20 protein-coding genes are annotated in these 18,779 nt (G+C 45.5%); 17 read left to right on the forward strand and 3 right to left on the reverse strand.

The annotated features are described in order from the left end of the window. Window positions 1-2: 2 nt before the first annotated feature. Window positions 3-1,577 (forward strand): apolipoprotein N-acyltransferase, encoded by a 1,575-nt coding sequence (gene lnt / locus ACRN9H_RS04680; protein WP_432312646.1) that lies wholly within the window; start codon window positions 3-5, stop codon window positions 1,575-1,577. 10 nt (window positions 1,578-1,587) lie between these two features. Further along, window positions 1,588-2,091 carry a type II secretion system protein gene (locus ACRN9H_RS04685; RefSeq protein WP_432312647.1) on the forward strand — a complete coding sequence of 168 codons (504 nt, stop codon included), beginning with the start codon at window positions 1,588-1,590 and terminating at the stop codon, window positions 2,089-2,091. Between the two features lie 109 nt (window positions 2,092-2,200). Here ACRN9H_RS04685 and ACRN9H_RS04690 read toward each other — a convergent pair whose 3' ends face one another. After that, window positions 2,201-2,701 carry a zinc ribbon-containing protein gene (locus tag ACRN9H_RS04690; protein ID WP_432312648.1) on the reverse strand — a complete coding sequence of 167 codons (501 nt, stop codon included), beginning with the start codon at window positions 2,699-2,701 and terminating at the stop codon, window positions 2,201-2,203. 121 nt (window positions 2,702-2,822) lie between these two features. Between ACRN9H_RS04690 and leuS the strand changes: the two genes are divergently transcribed. The 14 genes from leuS to lipA all read left to right on the forward strand — a co-directional run bounded on the left by leuS (window position 2,823) and on the right by lipA (window position 16,916). Then, window positions 2,823-5,402 (forward strand): leucine--tRNA ligase, encoded by a 2,580-nt coding sequence (gene leuS, locus ACRN9H_RS04695; RefSeq protein WP_432312688.1) that lies wholly within the window; start codon window positions 2,823-2,825, stop codon window positions 5,400-5,402. Between the two features lie 19 nt (window positions 5,403-5,421). Next, on the forward strand, window positions 5,422-5,916 hold the full coding sequence (lptE, locus tag ACRN9H_RS04700; protein ID WP_220772995.1) for an LPS assembly lipoprotein LptE: 495 nt from the start codon (window positions 5,422-5,424) through the stop codon (window positions 5,914-5,916). Window positions 5,917-5,933: 17 nt separating this feature from the next. After that, window positions 5,934-6,965 (forward strand): DNA polymerase III subunit delta, encoded by a 1,032-nt coding sequence (gene holA, locus ACRN9H_RS04705; RefSeq protein WP_432312649.1) that lies wholly within the window; start codon window positions 5,934-5,936, stop codon window positions 6,963-6,965. Window positions 6,966-6,989: 24 nt separating this feature from the next. Then, entirely contained in the window at window positions 6,990-7,631 is a 642-nt protein-coding gene (nadD, locus tag ACRN9H_RS04710) for a nicotinate-nucleotide adenylyltransferase (RefSeq protein ID WP_432312650.1), read from the forward strand. A gap of 107 nt (window positions 7,632-7,738) precedes the next feature. Next, window positions 7,739-8,068 carry a ribosome silencing factor gene (gene rsfS / locus ACRN9H_RS04715; RefSeq protein WP_220772998.1) on the forward strand — a complete coding sequence of 110 codons (330 nt, stop codon included), beginning with the start codon at window positions 7,739-7,741 and terminating at the stop codon, window positions 8,066-8,068. Then, window positions 8,068-8,538, forward strand: a complete 471-nt coding sequence (rlmH, locus tag ACRN9H_RS04720; RefSeq protein WP_220772999.1) for a 23S rRNA (pseudouridine(1915)-N(3))-methyltransferase RlmH — start codon at window positions 8,068-8,070, stop codon at window positions 8,536-8,538. The genes rsfS and rlmH overlap by 1 nt, the downstream gene beginning before the upstream one ends. A 61-nt stretch (window positions 8,539-8,599) precedes the next feature. After that, a complete protein-coding gene (gene mrdA / locus ACRN9H_RS04725; protein WP_432312651.1) occupies window positions 8,600-10,456 on the forward strand; it encodes a penicillin-binding protein 2 in 1,857 nt (618 codons plus the stop codon). Next, window positions 10,453-11,559: a rod shape-determining protein RodA gene (gene rodA, locus ACRN9H_RS04730; RefSeq protein ID WP_432312652.1), complete on the forward strand. Its 1,107-nt coding sequence runs from the start codon at window positions 10,453-10,455 to the stop codon at window positions 11,557-11,559. The genes mrdA and rodA overlap by 4 nt, the downstream gene beginning before the upstream one ends. A 16-nt stretch (window positions 11,560-11,575) precedes the next feature. Then, complete coding sequence (gene mltB, locus ACRN9H_RS04735; RefSeq protein ID WP_432312653.1) at window positions 11,576-12,652, forward strand: lytic murein transglycosylase B; 1,077 nt, start codon at window positions 11,576-11,578, stop codon at window positions 12,650-12,652. Beyond that, complete coding sequence (locus ACRN9H_RS04740; RefSeq protein WP_432312654.1) at window positions 12,636-13,502, forward strand: septal ring lytic transglycosylase RlpA family protein; 867 nt, start codon at window positions 12,636-12,638, stop codon at window positions 13,500-13,502. Before mltB ends, ACRN9H_RS04740 begins: the two co-directional genes overlap by 17 nt. A gap of 141 nt (window positions 13,503-13,643) precedes the next feature. After that, complete coding sequence (locus ACRN9H_RS04745; RefSeq protein WP_432312655.1) at window positions 13,644-14,819, forward strand: serine hydrolase; 1,176 nt, start codon at window positions 13,644-13,646, stop codon at window positions 14,817-14,819. Window positions 14,820-14,940: 121 nt separating this feature from the next. Beyond that, a complete protein-coding gene (ybeD, locus tag ACRN9H_RS04750) occupies window positions 14,941-15,207 on the forward strand; it encodes a DUF493 family protein YbeD (protein WP_432312656.1) in 267 nt (88 codons plus the stop codon). Between the two features lie 93 nt (window positions 15,208-15,300). Next, a complete protein-coding gene (gene lipB, locus ACRN9H_RS04755) occupies window positions 15,301-15,954 on the forward strand; it encodes a lipoyl(octanoyl) transferase LipB (RefSeq protein WP_107884126.1) in 654 nt (217 codons plus the stop codon). Beyond that, the gene (lipA, locus tag ACRN9H_RS04760; RefSeq protein ID WP_432312657.1) at window positions 15,951-16,916 is read left to right on the forward strand and encodes a lipoyl synthase; all 966 of its coding nucleotides are present in this window, start codon (window positions 15,951-15,953) and stop codon (window positions 16,914-16,916) included. The genes lipB and lipA overlap by 4 nt, the downstream gene beginning before the upstream one ends. Window positions 16,917-17,049: 133 nt before the next feature. Here the strand turns inward: lipA and ACRN9H_RS04765 are convergent, their stop codons facing one another. Both ACRN9H_RS04765 and ACRN9H_RS04770 read right to left on the reverse strand, forming a co-directional pair. Continuing rightward, window positions 17,050-17,595: a GNAT family N-acetyltransferase gene (locus tag ACRN9H_RS04765; protein ID WP_432312658.1), complete on the reverse strand. Its 546-nt coding sequence runs from the start codon at window positions 17,593-17,595 to the stop codon at window positions 17,050-17,052. A gap of 46 nt (window positions 17,596-17,641) precedes the next feature. Next, window positions 17,642-18,007 (reverse strand): hypothetical protein, encoded by a 366-nt coding sequence (locus ACRN9H_RS04770; RefSeq protein WP_432312659.1) that lies wholly within the window; start codon window positions 18,005-18,007, stop codon window positions 17,642-17,644. Between the two features lie 253 nt (window positions 18,008-18,260). Between ACRN9H_RS04770 and dpsA the strand changes: the two genes are divergently transcribed. Next, window positions 18,261-18,728: a DNA starvation/stationary phase protection protein DpsA gene (dpsA, locus tag ACRN9H_RS04775; protein WP_076496359.1), complete on the forward strand. Its 468-nt coding sequence runs from the start codon at window positions 18,261-18,263 to the stop codon at window positions 18,726-18,728. The last annotated feature ends 51 nt before the right edge of the window (window positions 18,729-18,779 follow it).

Here is an 18,779-nt window from a genome sequence, read left to right on the forward strand (position 1 = left end):
TCGTGCTTAAACAAATTCGGGCTTTTGCCCAACAAAAGTCCCGACCTTGTGCTTTGAGACTCGTACTGGCATTTGCCCTTGGCGCCAGTACGGCGCTTTCATTTGCGCCCTATTCCATTTGGATTATCTATCCGTTTGCTATGGCAATCGCCCTCTGGCATAGCCGAACGCTTAGCGCTAAGGCGAGCTTTTACTACTGGTTAAGCTTTGGCTTTGGCTGTTTTGCCGTAGGGATCAGCTGGGTGCATGTGAGCATGGATGTCTTTGGTGGCATGCCGCTCATCGCCTCTATTGGCTTGATGGCTCTGTTAGCCTTGTATTTAGCCTTGTATCCCGCGCTAACCGGCTTAGCACTGGCTTGGTTAAGCAAAACGCTCAACAATGATGGTGAAGCCAAGTTAAGCCTTTGGCGTCATCTCGCCCTATTTCCCGCGCTGTGGACCTTAACCGAGTGGGCTCGCGGCTGGGTGATGACCGGTTTCCCCTGGTTATGGGCGGGTTACTCGCAAACTCAAGGGCCGCTAAAACCCCTTGCGAGTATCATAGGCACACTGGGAATAAGTTTTGTATTAGCCATGCTTGCTGGTGCATTAGCGCTTTGTTTTACTAAGCGTTATAAGAGCTTACTGCTTTTACTGCCGCTCAGTATTCTGGCCGTTTGGGCTGCGCCTAAACTTTGGGACATTCATCCTACGGGTGAAAATGTTAAAGTGGCACTGGTGCAAGGCAATATTCCCCAAAGCATGAAGTGGGAACCTGACGCCCTGTGGCCGACCCTATTAAAATACATGGATTTATCCCGCGAACATTTTGATGCAGATATTATTATTTGGCCAGAAGCTGCCGTCCCCGCGCCAGAATCTATGGTGCAGGACTTTTTAGATAACGCCAATAAAGTCGCCAATCTAAACCATACCTCAATTATCACTGGCATTATCAGCCATCAAAATAATGAGTTTTATAATTCATTGATTGTGCTTGGTAATCATAATCAAAAACAACAAGCAGGCCCAGATTATGCGGGCGATGGCAGTAATCAATTTAAGAAACATCACCTGTTGCCTATAGGCGAATTCGTGCCCTTTGAAGCACTGCTACGCCCGATTGCGCCTTTCTTTAATTTACCCATGTCTTCCTTTAACAGAGGCGAATATCAACAGCCAAACTTAACTGCCCTTGGGCATAAAATCGCGCCAGCCATTTGTTATGAAATCGCCTTTCCTGAGCAGTTGCGTGATAGCGTTAATTTAGGGACAGATATCCTATTAACGGTTTCAAATGACGCTTGGTTTGGTAGCTCAAACGGTCCATTGCAGCATATGGAAATTGCCCAAATGCGCGCCGTAGAATTAGGACGGCCTTTATTGCGGGCAACCAATAATGGCGTGACTGCTGTAGTTGATGAGCATGGTAATATCACAGCATCATTACCCCAGTTTGAAACCGGTGTGCTGAGTGCAACCATTGCGTTGGTCACTGGCCAAACTTGGTTCGCAAAAATAGGCCAAAAACCGTTACTGATATTCTGCGGCCTACTGGTTTTACTTGGCCTTGGCCGACGTTTTAAAGCGCAATAGGATTTAAACCATGCATTACCAAGTCAATAAAAAATATACGGCAGGCTTTACCTTGATTGAACTTGTCGTGGTGATAATTGTGCTTGGGATCTTGGCGGTCATTGCCACGCCTAAATTTATCGGTTTAAGTAAAGAAGCGCGGATACAAACCCTAAGCCAATTGCAGGCCAGCGTTAAAACCGCCAACACGCTAGCTTATGCAAAAACCCAAATGCCTAGCTTGCGTAGCCAAGCCGTTGCCGGTCGCGATGATATTATTGATATTGACCTTAATGGTGACGGCACAGCAGATACCAGGCTTAAATGGGGTTATCTTGATAATACTGATGTAGAAAAATGGATCACTTCCGATGACAAGCTCATCATTCAATATCAAGGCGTTGATATCACTTACATAGGTTACGATCTTAACAACAATACCTTAGTGAATGACGATCAATGCTATTTCCGCTACACCCAGGCCAGCGATGCCAACACTGCACCACAATATGATATCAATGACCAAGGTTGTTAGAACCGATGATGTGTTTTTTGCAGGTAAAGTAGCTAATGAGTCCTAGCGTCGAGTTCCCATATAAAAAACGACGCAAATGCGTCGTTTATGCAGCAACACATTAAGCTCGTTAAGGCGTGAGGGGTTCGCGGGTAAATTCTCCATTATCACATTCAGGGCAATCCGGAATAGTACCTGGAAATTCAATGCTCATTTCATTGCCACAATTGGTGCACACCATAATGCCTTGGTTCACAATCTCACCACTCTGGTAGTAACCATGATGCTTAAAGTCTTGCGTTAGCTCATGCCATTCCACTTGGCTGCGGTCGGTTATTTCGCTGAGCCAATGCCAAAGCGTATTCTCTAAAGTGATGACCGTTGGGCTGTGACTCAAACTATTCGCGTTTTGTTCACGCAAAAAGCTCGCAATATCACGCTTTAAAAATTGTTCGACTAAAGCAAGTTCATCCTCACCTGCCTGTTCTTTAAGGCGTAAAAATTCTTTTCCTTGAGTGACAGAGTTAAATAAGTTCTTTACAGTCAGCGTGTTATCTTCTGCAAATTGAGCTTTCACTTCGGTAATTAAGGCTTGATACAGTCCTAGTAACACGTTACTTCTATCATTCATAACCAATACTCCTTCATACGAACCTTTTTAATGCATCGCTTCTAGTTTATTCTATGCAGATCTTACTCGCGCTGATATGGCGTTAGATCAAATAATAGGCGGCACTGCCGGAAATAGAGTGATGCAAGAGCAATATAATCCCTCAGAAATTGAAGCCTTAGTGCAAAAGCACTGGCATGACAACAAAACCTTCGAAGTCACTGAAGACGCAAACAAAGAAAAGTTTTATTGCCTTTCGATGTTTCCGTACCCTTCTGGCAGACTCCACATGGGACACGTACGCAACTATACCATAGGTGACGTAGTTGCACGCTTTCAACGTCTTCAAGGCAAAAACGTGCTCCAACCTATCGGTTGGGACTCATTTGGTTTGCCAGCAGAAAATGCCGCAATCAATAATAAGACTGCGCCTGCGCCATGGACCTATGAAAACATAGAGTACATGAAAAACCAGCTGAAACTATTAGGTTTTGGTTACGATTGGAGTCGTGAAATCGCCACTTGTACCCCAGAATATTATCGCTGGGAGCAATGGTTCTTCACTAAGTTGTACGAGAAAGGCCTAGTCTACAAAAAGACAGCTTCGGTCAACTGGTGTCCAAACGATGAAACCGTACTGGCGAACGAGCAAGTTCAAGACGGTTGCTGCTGGCGCTGTGATACCCCTGTGGAACAAAAAGAAATTCCACAGTGGTTCATTAAGATCACTGATTACGCCGAAGAATTATTAAACGATCTGGATACCTTAGATGGCTGGCCTGAACAGGTTAAGACCATGCAACGTAACTGGATTGGTCGCAGCGAAGGCGTAGAAATGACCTTCGGCGTCACAGGCCACGATAAAAGCTTCGATATCTATACCACGCGTCCTGATACCTTGATGGGCGTGACTTATGTGGCGATTGCTGCAGGTCATCCATTGGCTGAAATCGCCGCGCACACCAATCCTGAGCTTGCCGCCTTTATCGATGAGTGCAAAAACAGCACAACATCAGAAGCTGAACTCGCGACCATGGAAAAACGCGGTGTCGCTACAGGGCTTTTCGCCATTCATCCTATCACTGGTAAGCAAGTCCCGATTTGGGCAGCTAACTTTGTGTTGATGAACTATGGCACAGGCGCTGTGATGTCGGTTCCTGGCCACGATCAACGTGACTTCGAATTTGCGAAAAAATACGGCCTGGCGATTGACGCGGTGATCAAGCCAGTTGATGGCGACGTCGATATCAGCGAAGCCGCTTATACCGAAAAAGGCATCCTATTTAACTCGGGTGAATTCGACGGCTTGGACTTTGAAGCGGGCTTTAATGCCATCGCTAACAAGTTAGTCGCCGAAGGTAAAGGCAAGCGCCAAGTTAACTATCGTTTGCGCGATTGGGGTGTTTCACGTCAGCGTTACTGGGGCGCACCGATTCCTATGGTGACCTTAGCCGACGGCACTGTGATCCCTACGCCAGAAGATCAACTGCCAGTCTTGCTGCCAGAAGATGTGGTGATGGACGGTATTCAAAGCCCAATCAAGGCCGATAAAGAATGGGCGAAAACCCAAGTCAACGGTCAAGATGCGCTGCGTGAAACCGATACCTTCGATACCTTTATGGAATCGTCTTGGTATTACGCACGTTACTGCAGCCCGCATGCAGACGAAATGTTAGATCCGGCTAAAGCCAACTACTGGCTACCAGTGGATCAATACATTGGCGGTATCGAACACGCTTGTATGCATTTGTTATATTTCCGCTTCTTCCACAAGTTGCTGCGTGATGCAGGTCTGGTTAACTCTAACGAGCCAGCCAAACAACTGCTGACCCAAGGCATGGTGCTGGCAGATGCGTTTTACTACATCAACGAAAAAGGCGCCCGTGTGTGGGTTTCGCCTTTAGATGTAGCGACCACAGAAAAAGACGACAAGGGCCGCATTACTAAAGCTATCGACAAAGACGGCAACGAGCTGGTTTATACTGGCATGAGCAAGATGTCTAAGTCGAAAAACAACGGTATAGATCCTCAAGTGATGGTCGAAAAATACGGCGCCGATACCGTTCGCCTATTTATGATGTTTGCATCACCTCCAGAACTAACCCTGGAATGGCAAGAGTCTGGCGTTGAAGGCGCACACCGCTTCATTAAACGTCTGTGGAAACTGGCAAGCGAACATGTTGCCCAAGATAACAGCGAAGCCTTAGATGTCAGCAAGTTAACAAGCGAGCAAAAAGCGCTGCGCCGTGAGGTCCACAAGACGATCGCGAAAGTAACCGACGATATCGGCCGCCGTCAGATGTTCAACACTGCGGTTGCCGCGGTGATGGAACTGATGAACCATCTGCAAAAAGCGCCACAAACCACAGGCCAAGACAACGCCATTATCGGCGAAGCCTTATCCGCGATCGTGCGTTTGCTGTACCCTATCATTCCGCATGTCTGCTTTAACCTGTGGAACGAGTTAGGTAATGCAAACAACATCGAAGACAGCCAATGGCCAGTCGTTGATGAAGCTGCGCTAGTTGAAGACAGCAAGCTCATCGTTGTGCAAGTCAACGGTAAAGTTCGCGCAAAAATCACAGTAGCCGCCGACGCTGATAAAGAATCAGTAGAAGCCTTAGGCATGAGTGATGAACACGTGATCAAATACCTAGACGGCCTGACCGTACGTAAAGTGATTTATGTACCGGGCAAACTGCTCAGCATAGTGGCAAATTAATAGGAAACTGCGAAAACTTATGCTAATCAAACGCATATGCTTCGCAATCATGGCACTGGTCATTATGACCAGTGCTGGTTGCGGTTTTAAGCTTCAACGTAACTATCAGATCCCTGATGCCCTCCATCAGCTAAGTTTGAGTAGCGCGGATGAATACAGCGAACTCACCCGCTTAGTGCGTGAACGCCTACGCTTGAACAATATAAAGGTTGTTGAGGCGGCTGATGACGTTCCGGTATTAAGGCTAATCACAGACTCCTTAGCGCGCTCGACCTTGTCTTTGTATCCCACAGGTAATGTTGCCGAGTATGAGCTGATTTATTTAGTCGAATTTGCAGTGGCACTGCCGGGCAAAGAGGCGCAGCCTTTCAAGGTTGAAATCCGCCGCGATTACTTGGACGATCCACGTACCGCACTGGCCAAAAGTCGCGAAATGGAATTGCTGACCAAGGAAATGCGTATCCAAGCTGCCGATCAAATTCTGCAAGCAATGGCCGGCACCGAGGTTAATTAATGCGGGGCTACGATTAAATGAGAGTCTATCCCGATCAACTCTCCCGCCACCTTAGCCAGCTACTACCTTGCTATATGATTTTTGGCGATGATCCTTGGTTAATAGAAACCAGTAAAGACCAGATCCGCCAATTAGCAAAACGTCAGGGTTTTGATGAAAAAATCCAACTCACCCAAGAAACGGGGTTTAACTGGCATGACTTAACTCAGGAATGGCAGGCCATGAGCCTGTTTTCTAATAAACGCCTGATTGAACTTACGCTTCCCCAAGCTAAACCCGGCGCCGAGGGTTCTAGCACACTGCAAGCACTATTGCAGACGCCTAATCCCGATATGTTGTTGATTATCGAGGGGCCAAAACTCGCTACCGAACAAACCAATAGTAAATGGTTTAAAACCTTAGATGCCCATGGCATGTATTTGCCCTGCGCTACGCCCGAGGGCGAACAGTTTATGCGCTGGCTCGATGGCCGCATTAAACACTTTAAGCTCAACCTACAGGCTGATGCCCGCGCTATGCTGCATGCCTTGTATGAAGGCAATTTACTGGCCGCAGACCAAGCGATGCAGTTACTGCAGCTCTTAAGCCCGACACAACCCATCAGTGCCGATGAACTGAATCACTATTTTGAGGATCAGTCACGTTTCACTGTATTCCAGCTTACGGATGCATTACTGAATAATAAACAAGATAGCGCCCAGCATATGCTGACCCAGCTCAATAGCGAAGGCACTGCCTTACCTATTCTGCTGTGGGCCTTGTTTAAAGAGCTCGGCTTGTTATTCCATTTGAAATGCGAGCAAGCCCAAGGCGTTGCGCTGAGTGCACTCTGGGGTAAACATCGAATTTGGGATAAACGTAAACCTCTGTATCAAGCGGCGCTGCAACGACTCAGCCTTGAACAACTCGAACACATGCTCGCCCTTGCCTCGAAACTTGAGCTCAACTTAAAGCAGCAGGGTAAAGAGGATTGGACCAGCTTAAGCCACCTGTGTCTGTTATTTGATCCTCGAGCCCATCGGCATCTGGTACATATAGCCATAGACTAATCATCTACTAACCAGAGGGTTTATATGCGTATTGGTATTTTAGGTGGCACTTTCGATCCTATCCATTATGGACATATTCGCCCAGCAATGGAGGTTAAGCAGGCATTAGCGTTAGATAAAATTTTACTGATGCCCAACCATATTCCGCCCCACAAACAGCAACCTAATATCTCTACAGCGCAGCGCCTTAAAATGGTTGATGATGTTTGTCAGCAGCTCGATGGCTTTGCATTGTGTGATATCGAAGCTAAACGCAATGCCCCTTCTTATACTGTCATCACACTTGAAAAGCTGAAAAGCTTATATCCCGAAGACGAGCTATTTTTTATCATGGGGATGGATTCTTTTCTGCAATTGCAAAGCTGGTATGAATGGCAACACCTGTTTGACTTTGCTCATATTGTTGTTTGCCAACGTCCTGGCTGGCAGCTTGATGTGAGCCACCCCATGCAACAGATATTGACGGCTCGTAGTCAAGGTGTGTTAGAAGAGCCAGCACATTATAGACAGCAAAACAGTGGGCTAATTTTCCCCGTGACAGTTACGCCACAGGATATTTCATCGACGCGAATACGTGAACAACTGGCAAAAGGTGAAATCCCAACTGATTTACTCATGCCCGTCACGCTAGATTACATCCAAAATCAACGACTTTACCTACCTTAGCTCGAACACTAAGCAGATATCGCTCACTCAACTATCAATGGCAATGTATTCCGAGCCACAACACTGCTATACTACCGCGCTATTTAAAATTAATGAGGTACGCCAGCGTGCAGAGCGCGGAATTAAAACAATTTGTTGTCGACAAGATCGACGACTTGAAAGCCAGAGACGTTGTTGTTCTGGATGTCAGCAAGCAATCTAACATCACTGACTACATGGTCATATGTTCAGGTACATCAAAGACTCACGTTAAAGCTATCGCCGAAAACCTTGTGGTTGAAGCGAAAAAAGCCGGTATTCCGCCTTTAGGTGTTGAAGGTCGCGAAAGCAGCGAATGGGTTCTTGTGGACATGGGCGATGTGATCCTGCACGTTATGCAAGATCAAACCCGTGAATACTACCAGCTTGAAAAACTTTGGTCAGATAAGCAAGACTAATGAAGTTGCAGCTCATCGCAGTAGGAACACGGATGCCCGACTGGGTTACCCGTGGCTTCGAAGAATACCAGCGCCGCTTTCCCCGTGATATGGCGCTGGAGCTCATCGAAATACCCGCTGGAAAGCGGGGAAAAAATGCCGACATTGTCCGGATCCTACAAAAGGAAGGCGAACAAATGTTGGCAGCTATTCCCAAAGGCAATCATATTGTTAGCTTAGATCTTCCCGGTAAAAACTGGACGACTCCCGAGCTGGCAACCGCAATGACTAAATGGCAACTCGATGGTCGCGACGTCAGTTTACTGATTGGCGGACCAGAAGGGTTAGCGCCAGCCTGTAAAGAAGCGGCAAATCAAAGTTGGTGCCTATCGGCATTAACCTTACCCCACCCACTCGTGAGGGTTGTGGTCGCCGAAAGTTTGTACCGCGCGTGGAGCGTGAACACGAATCACCCCTACCATAGAGAATAGCGGGATCTTGATGTTAACGAGTGTCAACCACCCGTCATGGGATCAGCCGGAGATAGCATAAGTGTCGCCAAAAAAGCGGATAACAATGCATGATCACGCCGCAGAGGCGTCTCTTTTTAAGCGCCGAGCGCTATTCACTTTTTTTTCCGTTTTTGCTCTATTAAGCGTATTAGTGGTTAACCTTTATCACTTACAGGTTGAATCCTATAAAGATTATGCAACTCGCTCTAACGATAACCGTATCCGCGTTGTCCCGATTGCGCCTAGCCGTGGTCTTATTTACGATCGCAACGGTGTACTCTTAGCTGAAAACTTACCTTTTTATTCCCTCGATCTTGTACCTGAAAAAATCAGCAACATGTCAGAGACCTTAGATGAGCTCGGCAAGTTAATTGAGATCAGCGAAGATGAACGCGAAACCTTTACCGAGGCGCTAAAATTTCATCGCCGCTTCAAACCACTAACACTAAAAAATCAACTGACTGAAGAACAAGTCGCGATTTTTAGTGTGAACCAGCATTTATTTCCAGGTATTACAGTCGAAGCTGGCCTTAAACGTAACTATCCCTTTGGCCCGCAAATCACCCATGTACTAGGTTATGTTGGCAAAATTAATACCCGAGATCGTGCCCAATTAGAACGCAGTGATTTATGGAAAAATTATGCTGCCACCAAAGATATCGGTAAACAAGGCGTTGAAAAATTTTACGAATCCTTATTGCACGGTAAACCCGGGCATTTAGAAGAAGAAGTGAATAATCGTGGTCGCGCAATTCGTACCTTAAGAATTGTGCCACCAGAACCTGGCCAAGATATTTATCTCACCTTAGATCTCAAGCTACAGCAAAAAGCCGTTGAGTTACTTAACGGTTTACGCGGTTCTATTGTTGCCATCGATCCCCGTGACGGCGGTGTTTTAGCCATGGTATCGAGTCCAAGCTACGATCCAAACCAGTTTGTACAAGGGATTAATAATAAAGATTACAGTGCCTTGCTCAATGATAAATCGCGCCCTTTAATTAACCGTGCGACTCAAGGGCAATATGCACCTGCATCCACTATCAAGCCTCACCTTGCACTGCTTGGGTTAGATGAAAAAGCCATTACGGAACATACTCGCGTGTGGGATCCCGGTTTCTGGCAAATTCCTGGCGTTGAGCGTAAATACCGAGACTGGAAACGATGGGGCCACGGCTGGGTCAATGTTTACAATGCAATCACCGAGTCCTGCGATACCTTTTTCTACGAACTCGCTTATAAAGTTGGCGTCGATCATATTGCCCGCTTTATGGAGCAATTTGGCTTTGGTCAAAATACCGGTATTGATATTTTTGAAGAGTCGGCCGGTAATATGCCGTCTAAAGAATGGAAACGATTGAAATACAACCAAGCTTGGTATATTGGCGACACTATTTCAGTGGGAATTGGCCAAGGTTACTGGACAGCAACGCCATTACAACTGGCTAATGCTGTGGGGATTATGGCTAATAAAGGCCGCCGTTTTCCACCGCACTTGCTGAGGTCGGTTAAAAATAATACAACGACTGTAGATTCACCGATAAACGAATTACCGCCCATTGAGCTAAAAAATGCGCGTAACTGGAATATCATCAACGAGGCTATGCGCCAAACTGCTCATAAATCACGCTTTACTGATGCGCCTTATACTGCCGCGATGAAAACCGGTACGGCGCAGGTGATTGGTGTTGCTGAAAATACCAAATATGATGCTAGCAAAATTGCCGAACATTTTCGCGATAATGCCTTAGTTGTAGCCTATGCCCCCTTCGAAGACCCCAAAATTGTCATTTCGGTCGTGATGGAGAATGCGGGTTGGGGTGGTGCAAATGCGGGCCCAGTTGCCCGTGCCATACTCGATGAATATATGCTTAGAGATACTTGGAAAACTACACCATGAGCCGCCACAGCCAATATCAAACCATCTGGCAACGCTTGCACATAGACTTGCCATTATTGCTCGGACTATTGGCAGTGATGATCTTTGGCCTATTCGTTATCTATTCTGCCAGCGGTGAAGATTTAGAGATGATGGAGCGGCAGCTGTTCCGTATGGTATTGTCACTCGGCATCATGTTTACCATGGCGCAAATTAACCCTGAAGCATTGAAACGTTGGGCCTTACCGATTTATCTGGCAGGAATCGTTTTACTCCTTGGTGTACACTTTTTTGGCGAAATCAATAAAGGTGCTCAGCGGTGGCTAAACTTAGGCTTTATGGAGTTCCAACCCTCTGAGCTGATTAAACTCGCTTTCCCTATTACTATGGCTTGGTATATTAGTAAGTTTCCTCTGCCACCTAAAAAACGCTATCTTGCCGGCGCAGCGGTGATCTTAATGGTACCTACACTACTGATTGCTAAGCAACCCGATCTAGGCACCTCGATTTTAGTCGCCGCATCGGGGATTTTTGTGCTGTTTTTATCGGGTATGAGCTGGATAATTGTTGGCGGCTTTATTGCCGCGGTACTCGCCTTCCTGCCCATTCTTTGGTATTTCTTGATGCATGATTACCAAAGAACACGGGTATTAACCCTGCTTGACCCCGAGCAAGATCCCCTCGGTGCGGGTTATCACATTATTCAGTCAAAAATTGCAATTGGTTCCGGTGGACTCTGGGGAAAAGGCTGGCTTGATGGAACTCAGTCACAGCTCGAATTTATTCCTGAGCGCCATACCGATTTCATCTTTGCGGTGATAGGTGAAGAGTTTGGTTTAGTCGGTAGTATCTTACTGCTCATTATGTATCTTTACATCATAGGTCGCGGTTTAGTCATCGCCTCTCAAGCCCAAACCAGTTTCGCTCGTCTGCTCGCTGGTAGTATCACATTGACCTTCTTCGTTTATGTTTTCGTGAATATTGGTATGGTTTCAGGTATCCTGCCTGTGGTGGGTGTACCACTGCCCCTTGTGAGTTATGGTGGAACCTCCATGCTGACATTGATGACAGGGTTTGGCATTCTTATGAGCATTCATACCCATAGACGTTTTGTAGATCGATAATTTTAGGGACTTTTTTATGCCTACTCTTCGAGCTTATTTGGCTCCACTAGGTCTTTTTTGTGTCAGTTCATGCCTAGTTGCATGTACAACCGCACATGAACCCACACCCGCTAAAACCGTACAAGCAAGCACACCAACGGTTATTGCGGCGATGAATACTCCGGCTCCAGTAATCCCAGAATTACTAAAAGAAGAGTTTATTCAAGCGCAAATTAAACAAGGTTTTACTCGCACAGAAGTGCTCGTCTTTCTCAGCAAAGCAAAATATAACCAAGGTGTTATTGATGCGATGACTCGCCCTTGGGAAGCCAAGCCTTGGCATGTCTACTACCCCATTTTTTTAACTGAAAAGCGTCTTGCTGCTGGACTCGCGTTTTGGAAAAAACATGAGAAAACCATCGCTAAAGCCGCGGCTAAGTACCAAGTTGACCCACAGATTATTGTTGCCATTATCGGAATTGAAACCTTCTACGGCCAATACATGGGTAATTACCCTGTAATTGATGCCCTCTATACTTTAGGGTTCCACTACCCACCCCGTGCCACCTTTTTCCGTAAAGAATTTGGTGAGTTAATGGCCTTAATCAAAGAAGAACACTTAGATATTAATAACCTTAAAGGTTCCTACGCTGGTGCTATGGGTTACGGGCAATTTATCCCCTCAAGCTACCGCCATTACGCCGTGGATTTCGATAACAGTGGTAACCGCAATTTATTGAAAAGCCCTGAGGATGCCATTGGCAGTGTAGCCAATTATTTCCATGAACATGGTTGGCAAGCCAATGCTCCGGTTGCGCTACCTTTGGTCAATAACAGCAAAACTGCACCCAAAGCGAAAGTATGGGCAGGTGAAAAACTGAACTATAAAGTTGCCAATATTTTAACGCCGACTTTAGCTTTAGCAGATACTAGAGATATCGATATCTCACAAAAGGCTTTACTGATTGAACTTGAGCAAGCGGATCACAGTGACTATTGGCTTGGCTTAAATAACTTTTATGTGATTACTCGCTATAATCGCAGTCCTTTGTATTCAATGGCCGTTTATCAATTTAGCCAACAATTAAAGGAACAGCATGCGACTCAAAAATAGCCTTTTCGCGTTTGCGTCTTTGATTATCTGCTTTACCCTTACGGCGTGTTCTTCAAGCCCAGGTACAAGCACAAACAAGTCGAGTCCGAGTACCAAAGCAAGCAAAAAAAACATGGACCCCAATAAGGGGCGGTATTCGTTGAAAAACGACAAACTTCCTCTTAATCCACCCAATGTGGATCATGTACAAAACGCTGTGCCTAAGTTTGAATCCTATAGTCGCCGCGGTAACAAGCCCTATACCGTTTACGACGAGTCTTACACGGTAATGAATACCGGCCAAGGCTATAGTGATACCGGCCGCGCCTCATGGTATGGAGAGAAATTCCACGGCTACGAGACATCTAATGGTGAACCCTACGACATGTATTCTATGTCGGGCGCCCATAAAACACTGCCATTACCCAGTTACGCTAGGGTTACCAACTTAGATAACAATCGACAGGTCATCATTCGTATTAACGATCGAGGACCATTCCATTCGGACCGTATTCTAGATGTATCCTACGCCGCTGCCTATAAGCTCGGTATGCTTGGTACCGGCACAGCACGGATAAAATTAGATGTGATCTATATCGGAAGTGAAGCCGCAACCTATTCAGGCATGGCAAGTGCACAGGATACTGGCGGCCATCACTACGTTCAATTAGTCGCCTCAAAAGATAAACCGAAACTTAATGCCATGGCGAAAAGTCTTGAGCAAAAATATCAGGTTAAAACCCGTGTACAGGCGGTAAACAACATGTTTAGACTACAGCTCGGCCCTATAGGCCAGCCTGAGTTAGCCGAAAAATTGCTGAACAAAGTGCAGCAAAGTGGTTTTCCTCAGAGCTATATCGTCCATGAGTAATCCTTGTTTACTCTGACCAGAATTGATTTAAAAATAGAGATAAAGGAACCTTCACTAAAAACCACTGTCCGAAAGTGGTACACTACTGAAGATATTCTCGAATCCTTTCCATTTAATACAACCAAAAGACGTGCCCAGTTAATGATGAATTTTGTAAAAAGTCCCATTAAAACATTGCTGCTAATTTCCAGTGTTTCACTCCCCGTTTATGCTGCGCAGCCTGTTATTACACCTGATGCGCCAGCAGTTGCCGCCAAGGCTTACGTCTTGATGGATTATAATTCGGGGCAAATAATTGCTGAGAGTAACGCTTACGAAAGCCTAAACCCAGCCAGCTTAACTAAGATGATGACCAGTTACGTTATCGGTCAAGAAATGAAAGCGGGCAATGTCTCTGCTGAAGATGATGTAACGATCAGTAAAAATGCGTGGTCAAAAAACTTCCCTGATTCATCTAAGATGTTCATCGAAGTTGGCACAACGGTAAAAGTGGGTGATTTAAACCGCGGTATTATTATTCAGTCAGGCAACGATGCTTGTGTGGCCATGGCAGAGCACATTGCAGGTACTGAGGGTGCTTTCGTTGATATGATGAACTCATGGGCGAAGCAACTCGGCATGCGTGATAGTTACTTCGAGAACTCCCATGGTTTAGATGCTGAAAACCACAAATCGACCGCCTATGATATGGCGTTATTGGGCGCTGCGTTAATTCGCGACGTCCCAGAAGAATATCGAGTCTACAGCGAAAAGTTCTATACCTTCAATGGTATCAAACAATACAACCGTAATGGTTTGTTGTGGGATAACAGCATGAACGTGGACGGTATTAAAACTGGCCATACTTCAGGTGCGGGTTACAACCTAGTCGCTTCTGCCACTAAAGACGGTATGCGCTTAGTCTCTGTGGTTATGGGCACTCAAAGCGAGTCAGCTCGTAAAGCTGAAAGTAAGAAATTACTGACCTACGGCTTCCGCTTTTTTGAAACGGTAACGCCTTATAAAGCAGGCGACAGCTTTATCACTCAACCAATTTGGTATAGTGACAAGAGCACTGTCGACTTAGGCGTGGCAACTGATACACCTATTACGATCAGCCGTGGTCGTGCTAAAGACTTAAAAGCGAATTTTGAGCTCACTAAGCCATTAGATGCACCGTTAAAGAAAGGTGAAACCGTAGGTCGTTTATTCTTCCAACTCGACGGTAAGGATATCGCTCAATTCCCGTTGGTGACGTTACAAGAAATCAACGAAGGTAGCTGGTTTAGTCAGATAGTGGATTACTTTAAGCAACTGTTTTCTGGTTGGTTTAGCTAACTCTAAATACATAAATAAAGCCACCTCAGGGTGGCTTTATTTTTTTGGGGAGTGTATCACTCTTGAATCAGTTATAATCATCACCATATACACTCTATTCAAACAGCTAAGAGCACTGATAATGTTAGACACTAAATTTGATGAACTGATGGATTTTCCCTGCGCATTTCCTTTCAAGGTCGTCGGTGAAGCCCACGAAACGTTAACTGACAGAGTCGTGGCTGTGGTTCAAAAACATGCACCTGGTGATTACTCACCCTCGACTAAAATATCGAGTAAAGGTAGCTATCACTCCATTACTATCCGCGTGACCGTTACCAGCAAAGATCATATCGAAATTTTGTACACTGAACTTGCCGCAATCGATGGTGTACGCCGCGTACTATAGATATTTCTCAAGGCCATAAAATGTGATCTGTCTTACATTTATGGTCAAGAGGCGTATAATAGCGCCACTCATTTCTAAGGGGAGAGGTTGCCCTTGCAAGACACGACTTTGCATATTCGACATCTTGGAAAACAAGATTATGAATCAGTGTGGCATGCAATGCAGCATTACACTGATACGCGGGGCAGCGAAAGCCATGATGAACTATGGATTGTCGAGCATCCTCCCGTATTTACCCAAGGCCAAGCCGGTAAAAGCGAGCATATTTTAAATGCTGGTGATATTCCGGTTATCCAAGTGGACCGCGGTGGTCAAGTGACCTATCACGGCCCAGGCCAATTAGTGGTATATCCTCTTATTGATATTAAACGTAGTAAAGTCGGCGTACGTCAACTCGTCACCCATATAGAGCAAAGCATTGTTAATATGCTCGCCAAGTACGATATTAACGCTTATGCCAAGGCCGATGCGCCGGGCGTATATGTGAATGAACGCAAAATTGCCTCCCTGGGATTACGCATTCGTAAAGGCTGTTCATTCCATGGATTAGCCCTCAATGTCGACATGGACTTAGCCCCATTTCGCCGCATCAACCCTTGTGGTTATGCCGGCCTTGAAATGGTGCAATGTAAAGAGCTTGATGGACCCCAAACGGTAACCGAAGCCGGCGAACAACTCACCCTTACTTTTAGCCAATTACTGGGCTATCAACATCTAGTTCATCATCAAGGATTAGCCGCGTCATGAATAGGCCTGAACGTTTACAACCCGGAGTCAAATTAAGAGATGCCGATAAAGTATCTCGGATCCCAATTAAAATCGTCCCCTCAGAGCGCGATACTATGTTGCGTAAACCCGATTGGTTACGGGTGAAACTGCCAGCATCGAATCAACGTATTTTAGAAATCAAACAAGCATTGCGTTCCAATGGTTTGCACTCGGTATGTGAAGAGGCTTCTTGCCCTAACCTCGCGGAATGCTTCAACCACGGCACAGCAACCTTTATGATTTTGGGTGCGATTTGTACTCGTCGTTGCCCATTCTGCGACGTGGCCCATGGTCGTCCACTTAAGCCTGATGCCGAAGAGCCAGTTAAATTGGCACAGACTATCCGTGATATGAAGCTTAAATACGTGGTTATCACCTCAGTAGATCGTGACGATTTACGTGATGGTGGCGCACAGCATTTTGCCGATTGTATCCGCGAAATTCGTAAACTCAATCCCACGATCAAGATTGAAACCTTAGTCCCCGATTTCCGTGGTCGTATCGATGCAGCCTTAGATATCTTATCAACAGAGCCGCCTGATGTGTTCAACCACAACTTAGAAACAGCGCCAATGCATTATCGTAAAGCGCGCCCCGGTGCTAACTACCAATGGTCTCTCGATTTGCTCAAACGCTTTAAAGAACGTCATCCAAATGTGCCTACTAAATCTGGCCTGATGATGGGATTGGGTGAAACTAATGAAGAAATCGCACAGGTATTACGAGACTTACGCGCCCACAACGTTGAAATGCTCACCTTAGGACAATACCTACAACCGTCTAAGTTCCACTTACCGGTTGAACGTTATGTGCCACCAGCAGAGTTTGACGAGCTTAAAACCTTAGCTGATGAACTAGGCTTTACCCATGCAGCCTGTGGCCCGTTAGTGCGCTCAAGCTACCATGCGGATCTGCAAGCCCAAGGTAAAGAAGTGAAGTAACCTTATTACTGAGCGACGAATAACTCTTAATGCAGATATCTGGGTTATTCAAATAAAAAACAGCGCTTAAGCGCTGTTTTTTATTACTATGATTAACAAGCATCACCAAGATTTATGGCTGTTTGGGCAAAACTCATTCAGGCGTTATCGCTAAATCCATCAAAATAGCGTCTTCTTTACCGCCTGCTATTGGGTAGTAATCTTTGCGTCGACCCGATTCAATAAAACCGGCTTTTTGATATAAGGTGCGAGCGGTAAGATTAGACTCTCGCACTTCTAGCATTAATACCACAGCGCCAGATACTTTAGCCGAAGCCACCACAGTATTAAGCAATAACTTGCCGTAACCTTTACCCTGCAAGCTTGGTAATAAGCAAATATCTAATAAGGTTACTTCATCGATAATCTGCTGAACGATGGCAAAGCCTAAAAGCCCTTGGACTAGCTCAGTGTCCGCGTCAACATTAGCAGCACTACGTTTTAAACCCAGAACACGGTACAAATGTCCAAAACAGTCGGCGAGACAACCCTCGCTCATAGGATGCGTATGGGCCATAGATTCAAGCTGCGCCATTTGAGGAACATCTGTAAGCGTAAGAGCCACAAGCTCCACAGCTGGATTTGCAGCAAGTTGTGCCGTAGGTTCTACAAATAAGTTATTGTTAACTGAGGTATTCAAAGCATGTGTCCACAATTTTCATCATTAATACATTCACGGTTAAACGTTATGATTTATTAAAGGCTTGGCCACTGACCTGCTCATGCCATTGGTAAATTTGCTGCCACAGTGCACTTTTAGCCTCAAAACCCGTCAATAAATCCACTAACGGCTCAGACACTAACCATGCCGTGCGGGGTCTAACTTTATGACGTCGCAAATCCCAAACGATCTGCTTACCCGTATGGGGCTCGCTGTCGAAATCGCATTCTTCACGTTTGACGTCAATAAGCTTTAGTACCATATCGATCAGGGGTTCTGCCTCAGCCAAATCGCTGTTTTCGTCCCAAATGACTAAATAAGGTTTTACTTTAGTGTCGCGCACTCGCCAAGTTGTCACATTCATAGCGGCTAAATAGGCTGATTTATTCATTAGGGTCAGTTTTATTCAACTCAAGTATCGACTCATGATATGCAGCTAGAATAGCATTTTAACCAAGGTATTGTTACTGTCTCTAGGCTAAGGAAAGCGTCGTTAAACAATTCATCACACTAAAACCTACTAAACCTTGTTGATTAAAGTTCAATCGAATTTGTAGATTTTAAGAATCTATTTTACTCGTTTTACATTGAATCTCAGATCGCTAGACTATATATACTAAGTTAAACAATAGAAGGAGAACGCCATGATTAATATAGGTATCAATCAAGCTAACAGAGAAGAAATCGCTGCGGGGCTAAACCAACTATTGGCTGACAGCTATAGCCTGTATCTTAAGACCCACAGTTTTCATTGGAACGTAACAGGCCCAATGTTCACGAGCCTGCATTTATTGTTTGAACAACAATATACTGAACTGGCTCTTGCGGTTGACGTTATTGCAGAACGTATCAGAGCATTGGGCGCCAGAGCACTCGGTTCATATTCAGCCTATGCAGCACTGACCGAGATTAAAGAAGATAACGGCGTAGTAAAAGCTGAAGATATGATCCGCGAGTTACTGAACGATCAAGAGTTAGTCATTCGTAATGCAAGAGCCTTGTACCCGCTAGCTAATCAAGCAAATGATGAGGCGACAGCAGATTTACTAACCCAGCGTATTCAACAGCATGAAAAGAATGCTTGGATGCTGCGAAGCTTACTATCTGAATAATTTGTGAAAGAGTTATTTAACTCACAAAAAGTCGCCAAGCATAACTGCTTG

It is taken from the genome of Shewanella sp. MF08487 (assembly GCF_050848685.1).
Taxonomy (GTDB): Bacteria; Pseudomonadota; Gammaproteobacteria; order Enterobacterales; family Shewanellaceae; genus Shewanella; species Shewanella glacialipiscicola.